13 protein-coding genes are annotated in these 16,782 nt (G+C 71.9%); 4 read left to right on the forward strand and 9 right to left on the reverse strand.

The genetic code is table 11. The annotated features are described in order from the left end of the window. The 9 genes from DFJ66_RS16980 to DFJ66_RS17020 form a co-directional block, all read right to left on the reverse strand. Positions 1-1,023, reverse strand: coding sequence for an ABC transporter substrate-binding protein (locus DFJ66_RS16980; protein WP_121222378.1), 1,023 nt, complete (start codon positions 1,021-1,023; stop codon positions 1-3). After that, positions 1,020-2,498, reverse strand: a complete 1,479-nt coding sequence (locus DFJ66_RS16985) for an MFS transporter (RefSeq protein ID WP_121222379.1) — start codon at positions 2,496-2,498, stop codon at positions 1,020-1,022. Before DFJ66_RS16985 ends, DFJ66_RS16980 begins: the two co-directional genes overlap by 4 nt. Further along, positions 2,495-6,241: a non-ribosomal peptide synthetase gene (locus DFJ66_RS16990; RefSeq protein ID WP_121222380.1), complete on the reverse strand. Its 3,747-nt coding sequence runs from the start codon at positions 6,239-6,241 to the stop codon at positions 2,495-2,497. Before DFJ66_RS16990 ends, DFJ66_RS16985 begins: the two co-directional genes overlap by 4 nt. Beyond that, a complete protein-coding gene (locus DFJ66_RS16995) occupies positions 6,234-6,467 on the reverse strand; it encodes a phosphopantetheine-binding protein (protein ID WP_121231300.1) in 234 nt (77 codons plus the stop codon). The genes DFJ66_RS16990 and DFJ66_RS16995 overlap by 8 nt, the downstream gene beginning before the upstream one ends. 90 nt (positions 6,468-6,557) lie before the next feature. Next, on the reverse strand, positions 6,558-7,433 hold the full coding sequence (gene scoE / locus DFJ66_RS17000; protein WP_121222381.1) for a (3R)-3-[(carboxymethyl)amino]fatty acid oxygenase/decarboxylase: 876 nt from the start codon (positions 7,431-7,433) through the stop codon (positions 6,558-6,560). 132 nt (positions 7,434-7,565) lie between these two features. Next, positions 7,566-8,381, reverse strand: coding sequence for an alpha/beta fold hydrolase (locus DFJ66_RS17005; protein ID WP_121222382.1), 816 nt, complete (start codon positions 8,379-8,381; stop codon positions 7,566-7,568). A gap of 56 nt (positions 8,382-8,437) precedes the next feature. Beyond that, positions 8,438-10,753 (reverse strand): heavy metal translocating P-type ATPase, encoded by a 2,316-nt coding sequence (locus DFJ66_RS17010; RefSeq protein WP_121222383.1) that lies wholly within the window; start codon positions 10,751-10,753, stop codon positions 8,438-8,440. Next, positions 10,737-11,747, reverse strand: a complete 1,011-nt coding sequence (locus DFJ66_RS17015) for a hypothetical protein (RefSeq protein ID WP_211351202.1) — start codon at positions 11,745-11,747, stop codon at positions 10,737-10,739. The genes DFJ66_RS17010 and DFJ66_RS17015 overlap by 17 nt, the downstream gene beginning before the upstream one ends. A 142-nt stretch (positions 11,748-11,889) precedes the next feature. Continuing rightward, a complete protein-coding gene (locus DFJ66_RS17020; RefSeq protein WP_121222384.1) occupies positions 11,890-12,876 on the reverse strand; it encodes a 3-oxoacyl-ACP synthase III family protein in 987 nt (328 codons plus the stop codon). A 238-nt stretch (positions 12,877-13,114) separates the two neighbouring features. On the opposite strand from DFJ66_RS17020, the gene DFJ66_RS17025 reads away from it, so the two are divergent. The 4 genes from DFJ66_RS17025 to DFJ66_RS17040 are packed head-to-tail and all read left to right on the forward strand — an operon-like array spanning position 13,115 to position 16,630. Further along, positions 13,115-14,029 (forward strand): ABC transporter ATP-binding protein, encoded by a 915-nt coding sequence (locus DFJ66_RS17025; protein WP_121222385.1) that lies wholly within the window; start codon positions 13,115-13,117, stop codon positions 14,027-14,029. Beyond that, entirely contained in the window at positions 14,026-14,838 is an 813-nt protein-coding gene (locus DFJ66_RS17030; protein ID WP_121222386.1) for an ABC transporter permease, read from the forward strand. The genes DFJ66_RS17025 and DFJ66_RS17030 overlap by 4 nt, the downstream gene beginning before the upstream one ends. 35 nt (positions 14,839-14,873) lie before the next feature. After that, positions 14,874-16,028 carry a sensor histidine kinase gene (locus DFJ66_RS17035; protein WP_211351204.1) on the forward strand — a complete coding sequence of 385 codons (1,155 nt, stop codon included), beginning with the start codon at positions 14,874-14,876 and terminating at the stop codon, positions 16,026-16,028. Next, positions 16,025-16,630 carry a response regulator transcription factor gene (locus DFJ66_RS17040; protein WP_121222388.1) on the forward strand — a complete coding sequence of 202 codons (606 nt, stop codon included), beginning with the start codon at positions 16,025-16,027 and terminating at the stop codon, positions 16,628-16,630. The genes DFJ66_RS17035 and DFJ66_RS17040 overlap by 4 nt, the downstream gene beginning before the upstream one ends. The last annotated feature ends 152 nt before the right edge of the window (positions 16,631-16,782 follow it).

The raw sequence follows: 16,782 nt of genomic DNA on the forward strand, positions 1-16,782 counted from the left end.
TCAGAGCGCCCCGGGGTGGGCGGCCTTCGCGATGGCCTCGACCGCCAGGTGGTTGCTCGGGCCCAGGTACACCGAGTCGGACAGCACGACGAACCGCTTGTCCTTGGCCGCGTCCCACTGCGGGAACCGGTCGAACAGCTTCTGGGCGTCGGCCTTCGGGTCCTCGGACATGTAGTTGACGATCACCAGCACGTCCACGTCGGCCTTGGCGACCTGTTCGGCGGACAGGTTGGCGAACAGGTCCTGGGTCGCGCCCTCGAACGCGTTGACCGCGCCGGCCTTGGCGAAGATGTCGTTCCAGATGCCGTTGCCGCCGACCGAGCTGAACTCGCCGCCCATCGCCATGCCCGGGATGATGAGCATCGCGTTCTGCTTGGGCAGCTTCGCGGTCTTGGCCTCGACGTCGGCGATGCGCTTCTTGGCGTCCGCGACGACCTTCTCGGCCTTGGCGGACACGCCGAAGATCTTGCCCAGGTCGCGCAGCAGCGCGTAGCTGTCCTCGACCGACGGCTTGCCGCTGACCGTGCCGACCGCGCCGCAGGAGGACGCCGGCGCGTAGGTGTTCGCGCCGACCGCGGCCAGGTCGTCGCGGGTGGCGAACCCGGCTTCGGCGCGGAAGCCGCCGTCGTAGGTGGAGATGACGAAGTCGGGGTTGAGCCCGATCATCGCCTCGCGCGGGATGTCGAAGAGGTCGTTGAGCTTGATGTCCCCGGTGGGCAGCTCCTTGATCGCCTCCACCCGGCCGTCCACCTCGGACGCGCCGTAGGACTGGGCGTTGGCGACGATCTTGTCCCCGAGCCCGAGCTCGAGCAGCGCGGACACCTCGGCGACCGAGCCGCCGTTCATCACGACGACCCGGCTGGGCGCCTTCTGGTAGGTGTAGTCCTTGCCGCAGTTGGAGATGGTGACGGGGTAGCCGCTCTGCGCGCCCCCCGCCGGGTCGGTGCTGCCCGCCGTGGCCGTCGAACAGGCCGCCGCGGCGACCAGCCCGACGACCGCGAGCGGCAGTCGCTTGACGTTCATCCGGTCCTCCTCTGAGTACTTGACACGACGACCGTTTTTGTCGGTACCTCGTGGGACAATGGATCCGGGGGCCGGAGGCCGGCCTTCAGCCGGTGCAACCGGTAGCCGAGCAGGCCGGTCATCCCCGAAGTGCAGGCCAGCAGCGCGGCAGCGGCGGTGAAGGCCAAAGCGGAATCCGCGAACGGCACCCCCGGCTCACCAGGCGTGGCACCGAGCACCATCCGGTAGAACGCGCCCACCACCGCCACACCCAACGCCAACCCGAACTGGGTCACGGTGGTCGCCATCCCCGACGCCGCACCGGCATCACCCGGCTCGACGCGGCTCAGGATCCCGGCCACCAGCGGCGCGACGACCAACCCCTGCCCGAACCCGGCGCACAGGATCACCACCACCAGCGCCACCGGCTGCGCCGACGCGGGCAGCCGGGTCGCCAGAGCCGCGCCGACCAGCACCGCCGACAGCAGGCCGCAGCCCACCGCCGCGATCGGCCACGCCACCCGCCGCCCCAGCCGCTTGGACACCGCCGACCCCAGCGAGAAGCCGAACCCGAGCGGCACGAACACCAGCCCGGCGGCCAGCGGCGACAGCCCCAGCCCGGTCTGCGAGTAGTACGTGAACACCAGGAACAGCCCGGAGTTCGTCGCGAACAGCGACAGCACGGTCAGCAGCGACAACCGCATCCCCGGCACCGTCACCACCCGCGGCGGGAACAGCGGCTCCCCGCCGGCCCGGTGCAACGCCCGCTGCTGCACCACCAACACCCCGGCGACCACGCCCGCGAGCGGCAGCCCGAGCCACAGCCACCCGGCCCCGTCCGCCCCGAACACCAGCGGCACCAGCAGGGCCGGCAGCGCCACCGCCGTCAGGGCCGCGCCGACCAGGTCCAGCCGGTGCGGCGCACCCGCGGTCCCGCCCGGCAGCACCCGGACCAGCGCCAGGACCGCCAGCCCGATCGGCACGTTCACCAGCAGCACCGGCCGCCACCCCAGCCCGAACAGGTCGAGGTCCACCAGCACGCCGCCACCCGCGATGCCGCAGATCACGCCGAGCCCGATCACCACCCCGTACACGCTGATCGCGGTCGCCCGCCGCTCCTCGTCCGGCACGGTCGCGCGGATGATCGCCAGCACCTGCGGCGCCATGAAAGCGGCTGCCGCGCCCTGGAGGAACCGGGCCGCGATCAGCAGGTCGGCCGTGGGCGCGACCCCGCACAGCAGCGACGTCACGGTGAACCCGGCGACGCCCCACAGGAACACCGCCCGGTGCCCGACCCGGTCGCCCAGCCGCGCCCCGGTCACCAGCAGCGCGCCGAACGCGATCACGTAGGCCGCGCCGACGAACTGGATCTGGTCGAACCCGGCCGACAGGTCCCGCTGGATCGACGGGCTGGCCACGTTCACCACGAACCCGTCCACCTGGGTCATGAAGGTCGCGGCGAGCACCGCGCCCAGCCCGACCCACTCCCGGTTCACGACGCCCTCCGCAGTTCGCCCGACAGCGCCAGAACCGCGCCGACCCAGGCCAACGCCCGAGCCGTCACCATGCCGTTGTGCGTGGTGACCAACCGGTGCACGGTCACACCGTCCACGTGGGACTCCCAGGACGACGGTCCCGGCCAGTCCGGGGTCTTGCCCTCGGTCGCCTCGAACAGCAGCACGTCCCCGGCGAACCGCCGAGGCGTCCAGTCGAACCCCAGCGCCGAGTTGCGCGCGAACGCCTTGCGCACCACCGCGAACTCGGCCACCTCCAGGTCGCCCAGCAGCGCCGCCACCTCGTCGTCCCCGGCCGGCGGCAGGTCGCGCCACGCCGCCGGGAACGGGAAGGAGTCCAGCAACGCCACCAGCTCCACGGTCTCGCCGGCCTCGGTCAGCTGCACCGCGATCTCGTGCGCCACGAGCCCGCCGAAGGACGCGCCCAGCACCCGGTACGGCCCGAGGGGCTGGATCGCCCGCACGTGCCGCACGAAGGACGCCGCCATGTCCGCGACCGACGCGAACTCCTCGACCGGCTGGAGCCCGTACACGGGCTGGTCCGGCAGGTGCGCCAGCAGCGCCGCGAACGACCAGGCCAGCCCGGTCGCCGGGGCCATGCAGAACAGCGCCGGCCCGCTGCCGCCGGTCCGCAGGGGGAGCACCGCGTCGAACGAGCCGCCGGCGTCCGTCCCGAGCTTCGGCACGAGCTTCGCCACGGTCGGGGCCTCGAACACCGTCCGGATTCCGATGGACACGCCGAACTCGGTCCGCACCCGCCCGATGAGCCGGGCCACCAGCAGCGAGTGCCCGCCCAGCGAGAAGAAGTCGTCGTCGATGCCCACCGCGGGCAGGCCCAGCAGCTCGGCGAACAGCCCGCACAGCACGGCCTCGCGGTGGTCGCGCGGCACCCGGCCGGCCACTGTCGCGGACAGGTCCGGCGCGGGCAGCGCGGCCCGGTCGAGCTTGCCGTTGGTGGTGCGCGGGATGCGCTCCAGCGGGACGTACGCGGGCGGCACCATGTAGTCGGGCAGGCGTTCGGCGGCGTACCGGCGCAGCTCGGCGGGCTCCACGTCGTCACCCACCACGTACGCCACCAGCCGCAGCAGGCCGGGCGTGTCCTCGCGCGGCACCACGGCGGCCTGCGTGACCGCGGGGTGGCTCACCAGGACCGCCTCGACCTCGCCGGGCTCGATCCGGAACCCGCGGATCTTCACCTGGTCGTCCGCGCGGCCCAGGAACTCGACCGTGCCGTCCGGCCGCCACCGGGCGAGGTCCCCGGTCCGGTACATGCGCGCGCCGGCCGGCCCGAACGGGTCGTCCACGAACCGTTCGGCGGTCAGCTCGGACCGGTCGTGGTAGCCGCGGGCGACGGGGGCACCGCCGAAGTACAACTCCCCCACCACACCGGGCGGCACCAGCCGGCGGCGCGCGTCCAGCACGTACGCGCGGGTGTTGGCCAGCGGTCGGCCCACGATCGGGTCGGGGCTGTCGGACAGCCGGCACCACAGGGTGTCGACCGTGCACTCCGTGGGGCCGTAGAGGTTGTAGACGGACATTCCGGCGTCCCGCAGGGTGCTCCACAACGCGGGTCCGGTCGCCTCGCCGCCCAGGGCGAGCACGGCCGGGCGGTGCCCGTCCAGGAACCCGGCCGCCAGCAGCTCCTCGGCGTAGGTGGGCGTGACGTCCATGAAGTCGATGCCGTGCCGGTCGACGTAGGCCAGCATGGCGGCGGGCTCACGGCGGCGGTCGTCGTCGACGAAGTGCAGCTCGTGGCCGTCGAGCAGCCACAGCAGGCCTTCCCAGGAGGTGTCGAACGACAGAGACGCCGACAGCGCGGCCTTGCGCACCCGGCCGGTGGACTCCGGGCGGATCATCGTGTCGCGGTGGTGGTCGAACAGGTTCACCAGGCCGCGGTGCTCGATGACGACACCCTTGGGCGTGCCGGTGGAGCCAGAGGTGTAGATCAGGCAGGCCGCGTTGTGCGCACGGGCGGTCGTCGGCAGGTTCTCGTCGGACAGCAACGCGGGCTCGGTGTCCAGGAAGACCACCCGCGCCGGGGCTTCGACGCGCCACAAGGCCTCGGTCGTAAGCACCACGACGGGCTTGCTGTCGGCCAGCGTCGCCGCGATGCGCTGTGCCGGGTGGTCGGGGTCGATCGGCACGTAGGCCGCGCCCGCCTTCAGCACCGCCAGCAAGGCCACGATCGACTGGGACGTGCGCGGCAGCAGCATGGCCACGTACCGGTCGGGACCCGCACCGCACGCCACGAGCAGGCGGGCCAGCCGGTTCGCGCGGGCGTTCAGCTCGGCGAAGGTGAGGGTGGCGTCGCCGGCGACCAGGGCCGTGCGGTCGGGGGTGGCGGCGACCTGGGCCTCGAACAGCTCCGGCACGGTCACGTCCGGCAGCGGCGCGGCGGTGTCGTTCCACTCCTCCAGGAGGCGTTCGCGCTCGCCGGGCAGCAGCAGGTCGGCGTCGGCGACGGGGGTGTCCGGCGCGGCCGTGACGGTCCGCAGGAACGCCCGGAACCGGGTCAGGTGCTCGGTCAGCTCGTCCAGGTCGTAGCAGTTCGGGTTGGCGTCCAGCACCACCCGCAGCCCGCTGCCGTCCGCGCGGTCGTAGACGTGGACGACCAGGTCCTCCACCAGCCCGGCGCTGACGTTGCGCACCACGGCCCGGTGGCCCGCGAAGCGCAGATCGTAGTCGAACGGCATGATGTTGACCGACGGCCCGAACAGCTTGCGCTCGCTGGCCACCAGCTTGAGGTCCCGGCGCAGCTGCTCGTACCGGTAGCGCAGGTGCGGGCGTGCGGCACGGAGCTCGGCGGCCACCTGGGCGGTCAGGTCGGTCAGCGAGTCTTGAGGGCTCACGGTGACCCACAGCGGCACGACGTTGGTCACCATGCACGGCACGCGCAGCGACACCGAGCCCAGCCGGGACATCACCGGCAGCGCCAGGGTCAGCTCGTCCGCGCCGGTCATCCGGTGCAGGTAGGCGGCGAAGGTCGCGGTGACGGCCTCGCTCCACATCGCGCCGGCCCGCTTGGCGACTTCCTTCAACGCCGTGATGTCGTCCGCGTCCAGGTCGGCGGTCACGCGGTGCACGGACCGGGCGAGCTTCCCCGCACGCCTGGCCAGCACCACCGGCTCCGACCGCCCCGCCGCCTTGGACACCCAGTACTCGCGCGCGGCTTCCAGCTTCGGCGACTCCACATAGGACTGATCCTCGGCAACGACGGACGCCAGCGACCCGAACGTGTGCTCGGCGGGCTCACGGCCTTCGACCAGCGCGGTGTACACCTCGGCCACCCGGCGGGCGACGAGCGACAGCCCATACCCGTCCAGCGCGATGTGGTGCACCCGTTGGTACCACAGGAAGTGCTCAGGCCCGAGTATGAAAACGGCGTGCCGGAACACGACCTCGGTCTCCAGGTCCACCGGCGTTGCCAGGTCGGCGTGCATCCACGCCAGCGCCTCGGTCTCGTCGGCGGCCTCCACCACGTCCACCGACCACGGCCGTTCCGCGAACCGCTGGAACGGCCACCCGTCGGCGTCCTCGCCGAACACCACGTTCAGCGCGTCCACCTCGGACACGGTCCGGCGGATGGCGGCGACCAGCAGCGGCACGTCCACCGCGCCCCGGACCTCGACGTACTCGGCGGTGTTGAAGGCGGGACTGGCCCGGTCGAACTGCTGACCGGTCCAGATCCCCTCCTGCGCGGCGCCCAACCGCAGCACCTCAGACATCCTGGCCCGCCAACAGCTCCAGCCAGGCGCCCAGCGTCGGCCGCTCGGCCAGGCGCACGAAGTCGATCTCGGCCCCGGCCTCCCGCCACCGCTCGACCAGCGTCATCAACCGCACCGAGTCGAGGCCGGCGGCGAACAGGTCCTCCGCGTCGAAGCTCTCGTCCGGCTTCCGGTGCAGCAACTCGGCCACATCGGCCCTGATCGTCGCCGCAGTCAACCCCGCCATGGTGCACACTCCCGTTCCAGCTGTTCGGCCCAGTGCGCGGGGATCCGACGGCCACCACACCGCCGGATCCCCGCCGCGAGAACGTCCCGATCAGGCGACGAGGTCGTCCTCGTCGTACACCGTGACGCGGAAGGACACCGCGGGCTCGGGCGTGGCCGTGTGCAGCGCCCGGTGGATCAGGGTGCGGTTGTCCCAGACGAGCATGTCGCCCTTCTCGAACGTCTGGAGGTGGATGTTCTCGTGCTCGTAGGTCCGGTCCAGCTGGCCGGTCGCCTCCAGCAGCTCGTGCAGCAGGTCCGCGCGGTCGTTGCCGTCGCCGTCCTGGACCGACAGCGTGAAGCCCTCGCTCAGGTACAGCACGGTCTCGCCGGTGTGCCGGTGGGTGACCGCGGTGGGGCTGACCACCGGCGGGGTCTTGGCGTTGACCTCGTCGATGATCTCCGAGATCGGACGGTAGACGTCGGTCGGCCGGATCTTGAAGTACCGCAGCACGCTGTGCGTGGCCGTGGTGCCCTTGACGGCGAGCTTCAGCTCCTCCGACAGCTTCTCGTAGGCCGCGGCCATGTTGATGAAGTACGTGCCGCGGTTCTTCGAGGGCACCACCTGCGGGTAGATCATGGTGATGTCGAAGGGCTCGGGCATGAACTGGTAGTCCGAGTGCCAGAACTTGCCGGTCTTGGGCACGCCGATCTGCGAGCCGTCGGTCTCCTTGACGTTGGAGGAGACGAAGACCTCCGGGACCTCCGGGTGGTGGTAGACCGGCTCGTAGTACTCGGCGGTGCGGCCCAGCCGCTTGCCCAGCGCCAGGAACTGCTGCGGCGACAGGTCCTGGTGCTTGAGCACCGCGATCTTGTTGGTGTAGACGGCCTTCTTCAGCGCCGCGATGTCCTCGGCCGACGCGGTCTCGGCGTCGAAACCCTCCACGACCACGCCGAACGCCTTGTCAGCCTGCGGGGTGATTTCCATGAGCAGTCCTCTTAGCGGGTTTGTGTTCCAGCGATTTCCGGCACCTGAGTAGTCGTCGTTCGACTGTGGGCGGTTCCCTCCTTCGACGGTCGTTTCGACGCGGATTCCCTTGCGGTTACCGGGGGTTGGCGCTCACGCCGGCCCCGCGGTGGGCCGCGGCTTGCCGCGCAGCAACCTCAGGTGGCAGGCGTGGATCACGGCGGCGGTCGCGCCCGGGTCGTCGCGCATCACCAGGTGCCCGCTGTCCGGCACGACGAGGTGCCGCGCGGCGGGCAGGACCCGGCGGGCGCGCACGGCGTCGGCCGGCGGCACCACCTGGTCCTGTGCGGCCCACACCAGGTTCACCGGCGTGGTGTCGCCGACCTCCGACGCGCGGAACCGGTAGCGGCCGGCGTACCGGACCAGCGCGCGCAGGTCGCTGGCGACCATCGCGGCCACGTCCGCCACGGCCGTGGTCAACGCGCTCGGCCGGGCCGACAGGTTGCCCAGGACGAGCCTGCGCACCCACGGCTTGGCCAGCAGCCGCGCGCGGGTGCGCGGTGCGAACGCGGAGACCACCCGCAGCATCGCGCGGGTCTTGGCGACGCAGACCGACGCCTGCCCGACCGCGCGGAAACCGGCGCTGCACAACGCGGTCACCGCGGCGACCGGCACGCGCCGGGCCAGTTCGAGCGCGACCGCGCCGCCCAGGGCGTGCCCGACGACGTGCGGCCGGTGGATGCCGAGCGCGTCCAGGCGCTCGGCGACGTACTCGGCGATGCGGGGGACGACCTCGTGGTCGTAGGCGACCCCCGGCACGCCGTTGTGCCCCGGCAGGTCCAGGGCGAGGGCCCGGACGAACCCGGGGATGCGGTCGACGACGGCGTCCCAGCTCGCGCGGCCGAGGCCGGCTCCGTGGAGCAGCACGAGCTGGGGTTCGCCGTCGGCCCGCCAGTGGGCCTCGGCCATGCTGGTGTTCCCGTCTCTGGTGTGCCGACGTGCTCGCTGTGCCACCGCGAGTCGCGTCAAGAGGCGGGGACCAGCGGCCGGGGCGCGACCTCGACCGCCGGGGCCGGGACCTCGTTGCCCGCCAACGCCTTGAACCGGCGCAGGCGCAGGCTGTTCGAGACCACGAACACCGAGCTGCCCGCCATGATCAGACCGGCGAGCATCGGGTTGAGCAGGCCGCTCGCCGCCAGCGGCACGGCGGCCACGTTGTAGGCGAAGGCCCAGAACAGGTTGCCCTTGATGGTGCCCAGGGTGCGGCGGGACAGCCGGATCGCGTCCGCCACCACCCGCAGGTCGCCGCGCACGAGGGTCAGGTCACCCGCCTCGATCGCCACGTCGCTGCCGGTGCCCATCGCGATGCCCAGGTCGGCCTGGGCGAGCGCGGCGGCGTCGTTCACTCCGTCGCCGACCATGGCGACGACCTTCCCCTGCTCCTGCAACCGCTTGACCTCGTCCACCTTGCCCGCGGGCAGCACCTCGGCGACCACGTCGGTGATGCCGACCTCGGCCGCCACCGCGCGGGCGGCGGCCGCGTTGTCGCCGGTCAGCAGCACGGGGGTGAGCCCGAGCTTGCGCAGCTGCGCCACGGCCGCCTTGCTGGTCGGCTTGACCTGGTCGGACACCACGAGGAGGCCGCGCACGGCGCCGTCCCACCCGACCGCGACCGACGTGCGGCCCTGGGCGTCCGCCTCAGCTCGGGCGGAGGCCAGCTCGGACGGCAGGTCACCCTGGTCCGAGATCAGTGACGCCCGACCGACGACGACCCGGTGGCCGTCCACGGTCCCGCGCACGCCCAACCCGGTCTCGCTGGTGAACTCGTCCACGGACGGCAGCTCGCCCACCCGGTCCCGCGCGCCCGCGACGATGGCCCGCGCGATCGGGTGCTCCGACGCGTTCTCCACCGCGCCCGCGAGCCGCAGCAGCTCGGTGTCGGTCACGCCGTCCGCCGGCACGACGTCCACCAGCGTCATCTCGCCCGTGGTCACCGTGCCGGTCTTGTCCAGCACGACCGTGTCCACGGCCCGGGTCGACTCCAGCACCTGCGGACCTTTGATCAGGATGCCCAGCTGCGCACCGCGCCCGGTGCCGACCAGCAACGCCGTGGGCGTGGCCAAGCCCAACGCGCACGGACACGCGATGATCAGCACCGCCACGGCCGCCGTGAACGCCGCCGGCAGCGGCTGCTCGGACCCGATCCAGTAGCCCAGGGTGGCCAGCGACAGCGCGATCACGCCCGGCACGAACACCGCCGACACCCGGTCCGCGAGCCGCTGCACCTCGGCCTTGCCGGTCTGCGCCTCCTCGACCAGCTTCGCCATCTGCGCCAGCTGCGTGTCCGCGCCGACCCGCGTGGCCCGCACGACCAGCCGGCCGCCCGCGTTCACCGTCGCGCCGACGACGTCGTCACCCGGCCCGACCTCGACCGGCACGGACTCGCCGGTCAGCATGCTCGCGTCCACCGCCGACGAACCCTCGACCACCACGCCGTCCGTGGCGACCTTCTCGCCCGGCCGCACCAGGAACAGGTCGCCGACGGCGAGCGCCGACACCGGCACGGTCGCCTCGACGCCGTCGCGCAGCACGGTCACGTCCTTGGCGCCCAACGACAGCAGGGCACGCAGGGCCGCGCCCGAACGGCGCTTGGCACGGGCCTCGAAGTACCGGCCGCACAGGATGAACAGGGTCACGCCCGCGGCCACCTCGAGGTACATGTTGCCCTCGCCCGGCGTCCGCTCCAGCGTGATGCGGAACGGGTGCTTCATGCCGGGCATGCCCGCGTCACCCAGGAACAACGTGTAGAGCGACCAGGCGAACGCGGCGATCGTGCCCACCGACACCAGGGTGTCCATGGTCGCGGCGCCGTGCCTCAGGTTCGCGAACGCCGCCCGGTGGAACGGCCACGCGCCCCACACCACCACGGGTGCGGCGAGCGTGAGGCACGCCCACTGCCAGTACTTGAACTGGAACAACGAGAACATCGACAGCGCGATCACCGGGATCGACAGCACGGCCACGATCCACAGCCGGTTGCGGGCCGCCCTCAGCTCGGCGTCGTGCTCGGCGGCCTCGGCGGCAGCCGGGTCTACGGCGTCCACAGTGGACACCGGCGGCGCGACGGGCTTGGCCGTGTAGCCGATCTCCTCGACGGCGCTGATGATGTCCGCCTCGGGGATGGTCAGCGACAGCACCACCTTGGCCTTCTCGGTGGCGTAGTTGACCGTCGCCTCGACGCCGTCGATCTCGTTGAGGTGGTTCTCGACGCGGGCCGCGCAGGACGCGCAGGTCATCCCGCCGATCACCAGCTCCAGCTTGGTCTCAGCCGCCGTGGCCATGCGGGCTCCCCTCCGAGGTGCCGCCGTTGGTGCCCGCGGCGGTCGGGGTGCCGCCGTTCTTGTAGGCCTCCTCGTTCTTGGCCTTGATCGCTGAGAAGGTGGCCTCGTCCAGGCCGTGCGGCGGCGGGTTCGGGCCGTCGACCCGGACGGTGAACGCGGCCGTGCGCACCACGCCCTGGTGCTGGAAGTCGAAGAACATGCGGTAGTCGCCGTAGGAGTCGGCGGTCGCGTGGAACACGATCTCCGGACCGGACGGGGTCACGCCGTCGCCGGGCGTGCCGTCCGGGTGGACGTGCAGGTAGGCCAGGTCGCCGTCGCGCAAAGCCACCAGGTGGCCGAACGCGCCCAGGTACGGCTCCAGGTCGGTGACCGGCTTGCCGTCCTTGCTCACGGTGACGGTCACCTTGGTGTCCTGGCCCGGCTTGAACACGCCGTTCAGGGTCACCTCGTAGCCGTCGACGGTCGTGGTGCCCGACGCGGCGGGCAGCGGCTGCGGCCGGTAGTCGCCGGACACGGACACGTCCGCGCCCAGCACCTCGCCGTGGATGCCCCACATCGGCTTGTAGTCGGCGAACACCCGGTACTCGCCCGCCGCCGGCAGGGTCAGCGGGACCCGCCACACGCCGTCCGGACCGAGGTTGGGGTGGATGTGCTGGAACTGGGTGAGGTCCCGGCTGGCCACGATGAGGTGCATCAGCTTCTCGTGCTGCGGCTGGTACTTCACCAGCGGCGTGCCGTCGTGCTGGAGGACCTGGAAGGCGAACGTCTGCGGGACGCCGGCGGGGAAGTTGTCGGTGAGCACCTTCAGGTACATGCTCTCCTTGGAGATCTTCAGACCCCCGGGACCGCCCTCCTCCGCGATCGCGGCGGCCGGGGCCGGTGCGGGTGCCGCCGCGCTGGGCGGCGGGCCGGCGATCCGGCCGACGACGTACGCGCTGCCGAACACCAGCACCAGGGCGAGCGCGAACGCCCCGAGCTTGGTCAAAGTCTTCATGAATACCGTCCTGTGGGACAAGGGGTGGCAGAACGGGGATGTGAAAACGAGCCCGTGTCGCGACGATACGCAGAAAACGGACGCACCCCGATAATGTGCACCGGGAATTCAGCGCGGGATTACCGGGCAATGGCGCACGCGATTACCAGCGCAGCAGGCACGCGCCGAACGACATGCCGCCGCCGAACCCCAGCAGCAGCACCAGGTCACCCGGGTGCAGCAGCCCGGCCCGGTTGGCGTGGTCGAGGGTGAGGGGCACGGAGGCGCTGCCGACGTTCGCGTACTCCTCCACCGTGCGGTGGGTGGTCGCCGCGGTCAGGCCGCACGCCCGGACCAGCTCGCCCAGCAGCACGCCGTTGGGCTGGTGCGGGACGACGTGCCGCACGTCCTCCGCCGACACCCCGGCCCTGGCCAGCAGCTTGTCCACGAACGGCGGCACCTCGGCGAGCACGATCTCGCTCACCCCGCGGCCGATCATGCGGAAGAAGTGCGCCCCTTCGGCGAGGGTCTCCGGCGAGGCCGGGAACCGGCTGCCACCCGCCTCCACGCGGATCAGCTCGGCCGCGTCACCGCGACTGGCCAGCTCGTGGGCCACGACCCCGCGACCAGCGGGAACGGCCCCGACGACGGCCGCGCCGGCACCGTCGCCGAACAGCACGGCCGTGCGGCGGTCGGCGAAGTCCAGGATGCGCGAGTAGACGTCCGCGCCCACGACCAGGGCGTGCGCGCCGGGCCGGTCGGCGACCAGCGCGCGGGCCGTGACCAGGCCGTGCACGAACCCCGCGCACACCGCGTTGACGTCCCAGCACGCGGCCCCGTACGCCCCCAGCCGGTCCTGCACCAGGCACGCCGTGGGCGGCTGCGGGTGGTCCGGGGTGGAGGTGGAGACGATGAGGTAGTCCACGCGGTCCACGCCCAGGCCGGCGTCCGCCAGCGCCCGTGCGGCGGCCCGTGCCGCCAGGTCCGAGGTGGCCTCCTCCGGGGCGGCGAACCGGCGCGAGCGGATGGCGGTCTTGCGCACGACCCAGTCCGGCTCGGCGCCGGGCACGCGCCGCGCCAGGTCCTCGTTCGACACCGCGCGCGCCGGCACGGCGGACCCCGTGCCGAGGATTCCGACGGAAGTGGACACAGCGGCCTCCAAGCCGGAGAGGCGTTTCGTGCCGCGAAACTAGACCGCTTTTCCGGTGACCCGCAACGCGTTCCGCCGGAACTCCACCCCGCGCCACCACGGCGGATTGCCGACCGGTATCCCGAACGATTCCCGGGCAGTTCCTGACCGGGTTCACATATGACCCGTGCGATCTTCAGGGTCAACACGTGACATCGCGTCTCTGGGCCTTGTCGGTGTCCACCGCCATGCTTGGACCATGACCGACAACGTGATCGACATCGAGGGCCTCCGGTGCCGGTACGGCGCCTTCGAGGCCGTGCGGGGGATCTCCCTCCAGGTGCGGCGGGGCGAGCTGTTCGCCCTGCTCGGCACGAACGGCGCCGGCAAGACCACGACCATCGAGGTGCTGGAAGGCCTGAACAAGGCCACCTCCGGCACCGTCCGGGTGCTGGGCCTCGACCCGATCCGGGACCGCGCCGCGCTGCGCCCCCGCACCGGCGTGATGCTCCAGAAGGGCGGGTTCAGCGGGTCGCTGACCGTGCTGGAGACGGTGAACCTGTGGCGCAACCTCACCGCGGGTCCCCGGCCGGCGGCCGAGGCGCTGGAGATGGTCGGCCTGTCGGACAAGGCGGGCGTGGCCGTCGAGCAGCTCTCCGGCGGCGAGGGCCGGCGGCTGGAGCTGGCGCTGGCCGTGCTGGGCCGGCCCGAGCTGCTGTTCCTCGACGAGCCGACCACCGGCATGGATCCGGCGTCGCGCCGCCGCACCTGGGAGGTCGTGCGCGAGTTGCTGGCCGACGGCACCACCGTCCTGCTCACCACGCACTACCTGGAGGAGGCCGAGAACCTCGCCGACCGCGTGGCGATCATGAAGGCCGGCGAGATCGTCACCATCGGCACCCCCGAGCAGGTCGTCCGCGCCCTGCCCGCCCGCATCACCTTCACCCTGCCCGCGGGCAACCCGCCCCAGCTGTCCCACTCGACCCTGCACGTCCAGGCCGACCGGGTCACCTACCACTCCACCGACCTCCAGTCCGACCTGTCCGACCTGCTGGCGTGGGCGAACGGCAACGCGATCACGCTGACCGACCTCGCCGCCCGGCCCGCGTCCCTCGAAGACGTGTTCATGGACATCGCCACCACCAACGACGAGCCCGCGGAGGCTTCCCGATGAGCACCCAGACGATGACCCGCGCCGGGGTCCCCAGCCTCTACGCGCAGATGGCGACGATGGTGCGGATGGAGCTGCTCCTCCTGCGCCGCAACCTGACCGCGACGATGCTGTCCGTGGTGACCCCGCTCGTGGTGGGCGTCCTGCTGGTCAGCGGGCGCGGCTACGACACGCAGAGCGGTGTCGCCCGGATGTCCGGCGTGATCGGCATGGTCGCGGTGTTCTGCGTGCACCACCACCTGACCACCGCCTACGCCTCGCGGCGGCAGGAGATGGTGCTCAAGCGGCTGCGGGCGGGCATCCCGTCCGACCGGACCATCCTGATCGGCGCGGCGAGCGCGACCATCCTGGTGTTCCTGGTGCAGGCGGCGCTGCTCATCGCCTACGGCGTGGTTGTGCTGGACATGCCGGTGCCCGCGAACCCGTTGACCATGCTGCTGGCGATGCTGCTCGGTGCCGCCGTACTGGCCGCGTTCGGCGCGGCGCTGTCCGCGGTGACCCGCAGCTCCGAGGCCGCGATGTTGACCACCCTGCCGTCCATGCTGGTGTTCCTGATGGCGCCGGGCGTGCTGGTGCCGCTGGGCGCGCTGCCGCAGAGCGTCGAGACGATCGCGTCCTTCCTGCCCATGGGTCCGTTCACCGAGATCCTGCGCACGAGCTGGCTGGGCTACGAGATCGGCGGCACCGGCGAGGCGCTGGGCTTCGCGGGCACCACCCTGCACGCGCTGCCGTGGCTGGGCGCCCTGCTGGTGTGGCTGGTCATCGGCGCGGCCGTGACCACGAAGTACTTCCGCTGGGAGCCTCGGCACTGATGGTCGTCGCACTCCGGTCCGCTAGCCTCATGCGGGTGATCGCCGCTCCGGCAGACGCCCTGTCGAACCCGCGCATGCGGCGGGCGCGGCTGTTCACGATCGTCGGCATCGCAGGCGGGGTCGCGGTGTGCCTGGTGCTCGCCGGCGTGGGGTTGCGCGAGGAACCCAACGCCCTCCGCAACGCCCTCGGCGCCCTAGGCCTCCTCACCTTCGTGGCCGCTCTGGGCGGCGCGCTCTACCGCTCGGTCACCCCGAACCTCCCGAAGACCACCGGCACCAAGCTCCTCATCGCGTTCGGAGCCGCTGCCGTGCTGTCGGTGCCGCTGGTCGCCCCAGTGGGCGTACCTCACTGGCACACGTGGACTTTCGTCGGGGCATCGATCATCGGCGTAGCGCCGCTGCTGCTCCGCCCCTGGGCAGCAGCGGCCCTGATGGCCGGCGCGGTCGCCGTCTCCGCCGGAAGCGCTTGGCTGTTCGGCGGAGACGTCCCCAGCCAGGTGGGCGTGACCGTCGCGTTGGGACTGTCCGTCGCCGCGTGGAACGCCCTGCACCTGTGGGGCTGGACTTTCCTAGTGCAGGCACAGGAAGGCCGGGACGCCCTGACCCGCCTGGCCGCCACCGAGGAGCGCCTCCGGTTCGCCCGGGACGTGCACGACCTGTTGGGCCACAACCTCTCCGTCATCGCCCTGAAGGCGGAACTGGCCTCCCGCCTGGCCCTGGTCGACGGCGAACGAGCAAGCCAAGAAGCCGACGAGGTCCGCGCCCTGGCCGCCGCCGCCCTGACCGAGATGCGCGAGGTCGTGCACGGCTACCGGAGGGTGGACCTCCGCGACCAGGTCCTGGCGGTGGCCCAGGTGCTGCGCTCGTCGGGCGTCCGCTGCACCGTCACCCAACCGGACGAAGACCTCCCCCCGGCGCTCGCCGCGCCCCTGGTCTCCGTCCTCCGCGAGGCCGGCACCAACGTCATGCGCCACAGCAAGGCCGACTGGTGCACGATCGAGGTAGTCCGCGAGGATGCAGGCGCACGCCTGACCGTGGTCAACGACGGCGCCGGCGACGCCGGCCCGGACGAGCGCAGCAGCGGCCTGCGCGGCCTGGCCGACCGCCTGGGCGACGTCGGCGGCACGCTGCGCACGTGGAGGGAGGACGGCATGTTCACGCTGGAGGCGATCGTGCGGGCGGACACGTGATCCGGGTGATGCTGGCGGACGACGAGGACCTGATCCGCACGGCCCTGGCCGCACTGCTGTCCCTGGAAGACGACATCGAGGTGGTCGCCCAGGCCTCCGACGGCCGAGCAGCCGTGGAAGCCGCCGCCGCCCACCGCCCGGACGTGGCGGTCCTGGACCTGGAGATGCCGAAGATGGACGGCCTGGAGGTGACGGCGGAGCTGAAGCGCTCACTCCCCACCTGCGCCGTCATCATCCTGACCGGCCACGCCCGCCCCACCCACCTGCAACCCGCTTTGAACACGGGCGCCAAGGCCTACCTACCGAAGGGCTCGCCAGGCGGCACATTGGCCGACGTGATCCGAAGAGTCCACGATGGCGGCCGGTACGTCGACCCGGGCTTGGCCGCAGATGCCCTCACGGCCCCCGAATGCCCGCTGACCCCACGAGAGGTGGAGGTCCTCAGATTGGCGGAGTATGACACCCCGGTCGCCACGATCGCCGCAAAGACCCATCTCAGCGTCGGCACAGTCCGCAACTACCTCACGGCAGCCGTGAGCAAGCTGGGCGTCACATCACGAACCGAAGCCTTCCGCCTGGCCCACGACAACGGTTGGCTCTGAACCACCCACCCACCGACACCACTGCTTTTCGTTTGGGCTGCCGCGCGGCACTCCCCTGCCTGGGCTTCTTGCTTTTGTCATCCCCGTATGGCCTGCGCGAAGGGCTACCACGCTTTGCCAGGGTTGACAACAAAATTTTGTGAGGAACGAGC

The sequence above is a fragment of the Saccharothrix variisporea genome, from assembly GCF_003634995.1.
GTDB classification, from domain to species: domain Bacteria; phylum Actinomycetota; class Actinomycetes; order Mycobacteriales; family Pseudonocardiaceae; genus Actinosynnema; species Actinosynnema variisporeum.

Bases quoted from the DNA above. Each gene is read 5' to 3' on its own strand.
- DFJ66_RS16980 (WP_121222378.1), bottom strand. From the start codon at position 1,023: ATGAACGTCAAGCGACTGCCGCTCGCGGTCGTCGGGCTGGTCGCCGCG.
- DFJ66_RS16990 (WP_121222380.1), bottom strand. From the start codon at position 6,241: ATGTCTGAGGTGCTGCGGTTGGGCGCCGCGCAGGAGGGGATCTGGACC.
- DFJ66_RS16995 (WP_121231300.1), bottom strand. From the start codon at position 6,467: ATGGCGGGGTTGACTGCGGCGACGATCAGGGCCGATGTGGCCGAGTTG.
- scoE (WP_121222381.1), bottom strand. From the start codon at position 7,433: ATGGAAATCACCCCGCAGGCTGACAAGGCGTTCGGCGTGGTCGTGGAG.
- DFJ66_RS17005 (WP_121222382.1), bottom strand. From the start codon at position 8,381: ATGGCCGAGGCCCACTGGCGGGCCGACGGCGAACCCCAGCTCGTGCTG.
- DFJ66_RS17010 (WP_121222383.1), bottom strand. From the start codon at position 10,753: ATGGCCACGGCGGCTGAGACCAAGCTGGAGCTGGTGATCGGCGGGATG.
- DFJ66_RS17015 (WP_211351202.1), bottom strand. From the start codon at position 11,747: ATGAAGACTTTGACCAAGCTCGGGGCGTTCGCGCTCGCCCTGGTGCTG.
- DFJ66_RS17025 (WP_121222385.1), top strand. From the start codon at position 13,115: ATGACCGACAACGTGATCGACATCGAGGGCCTCCGGTGCCGGTACGGC.
- DFJ66_RS17030 (WP_121222386.1), top strand. From the start codon at position 14,026: ATGAGCACCCAGACGATGACCCGCGCCGGGGTCCCCAGCCTCTACGCG.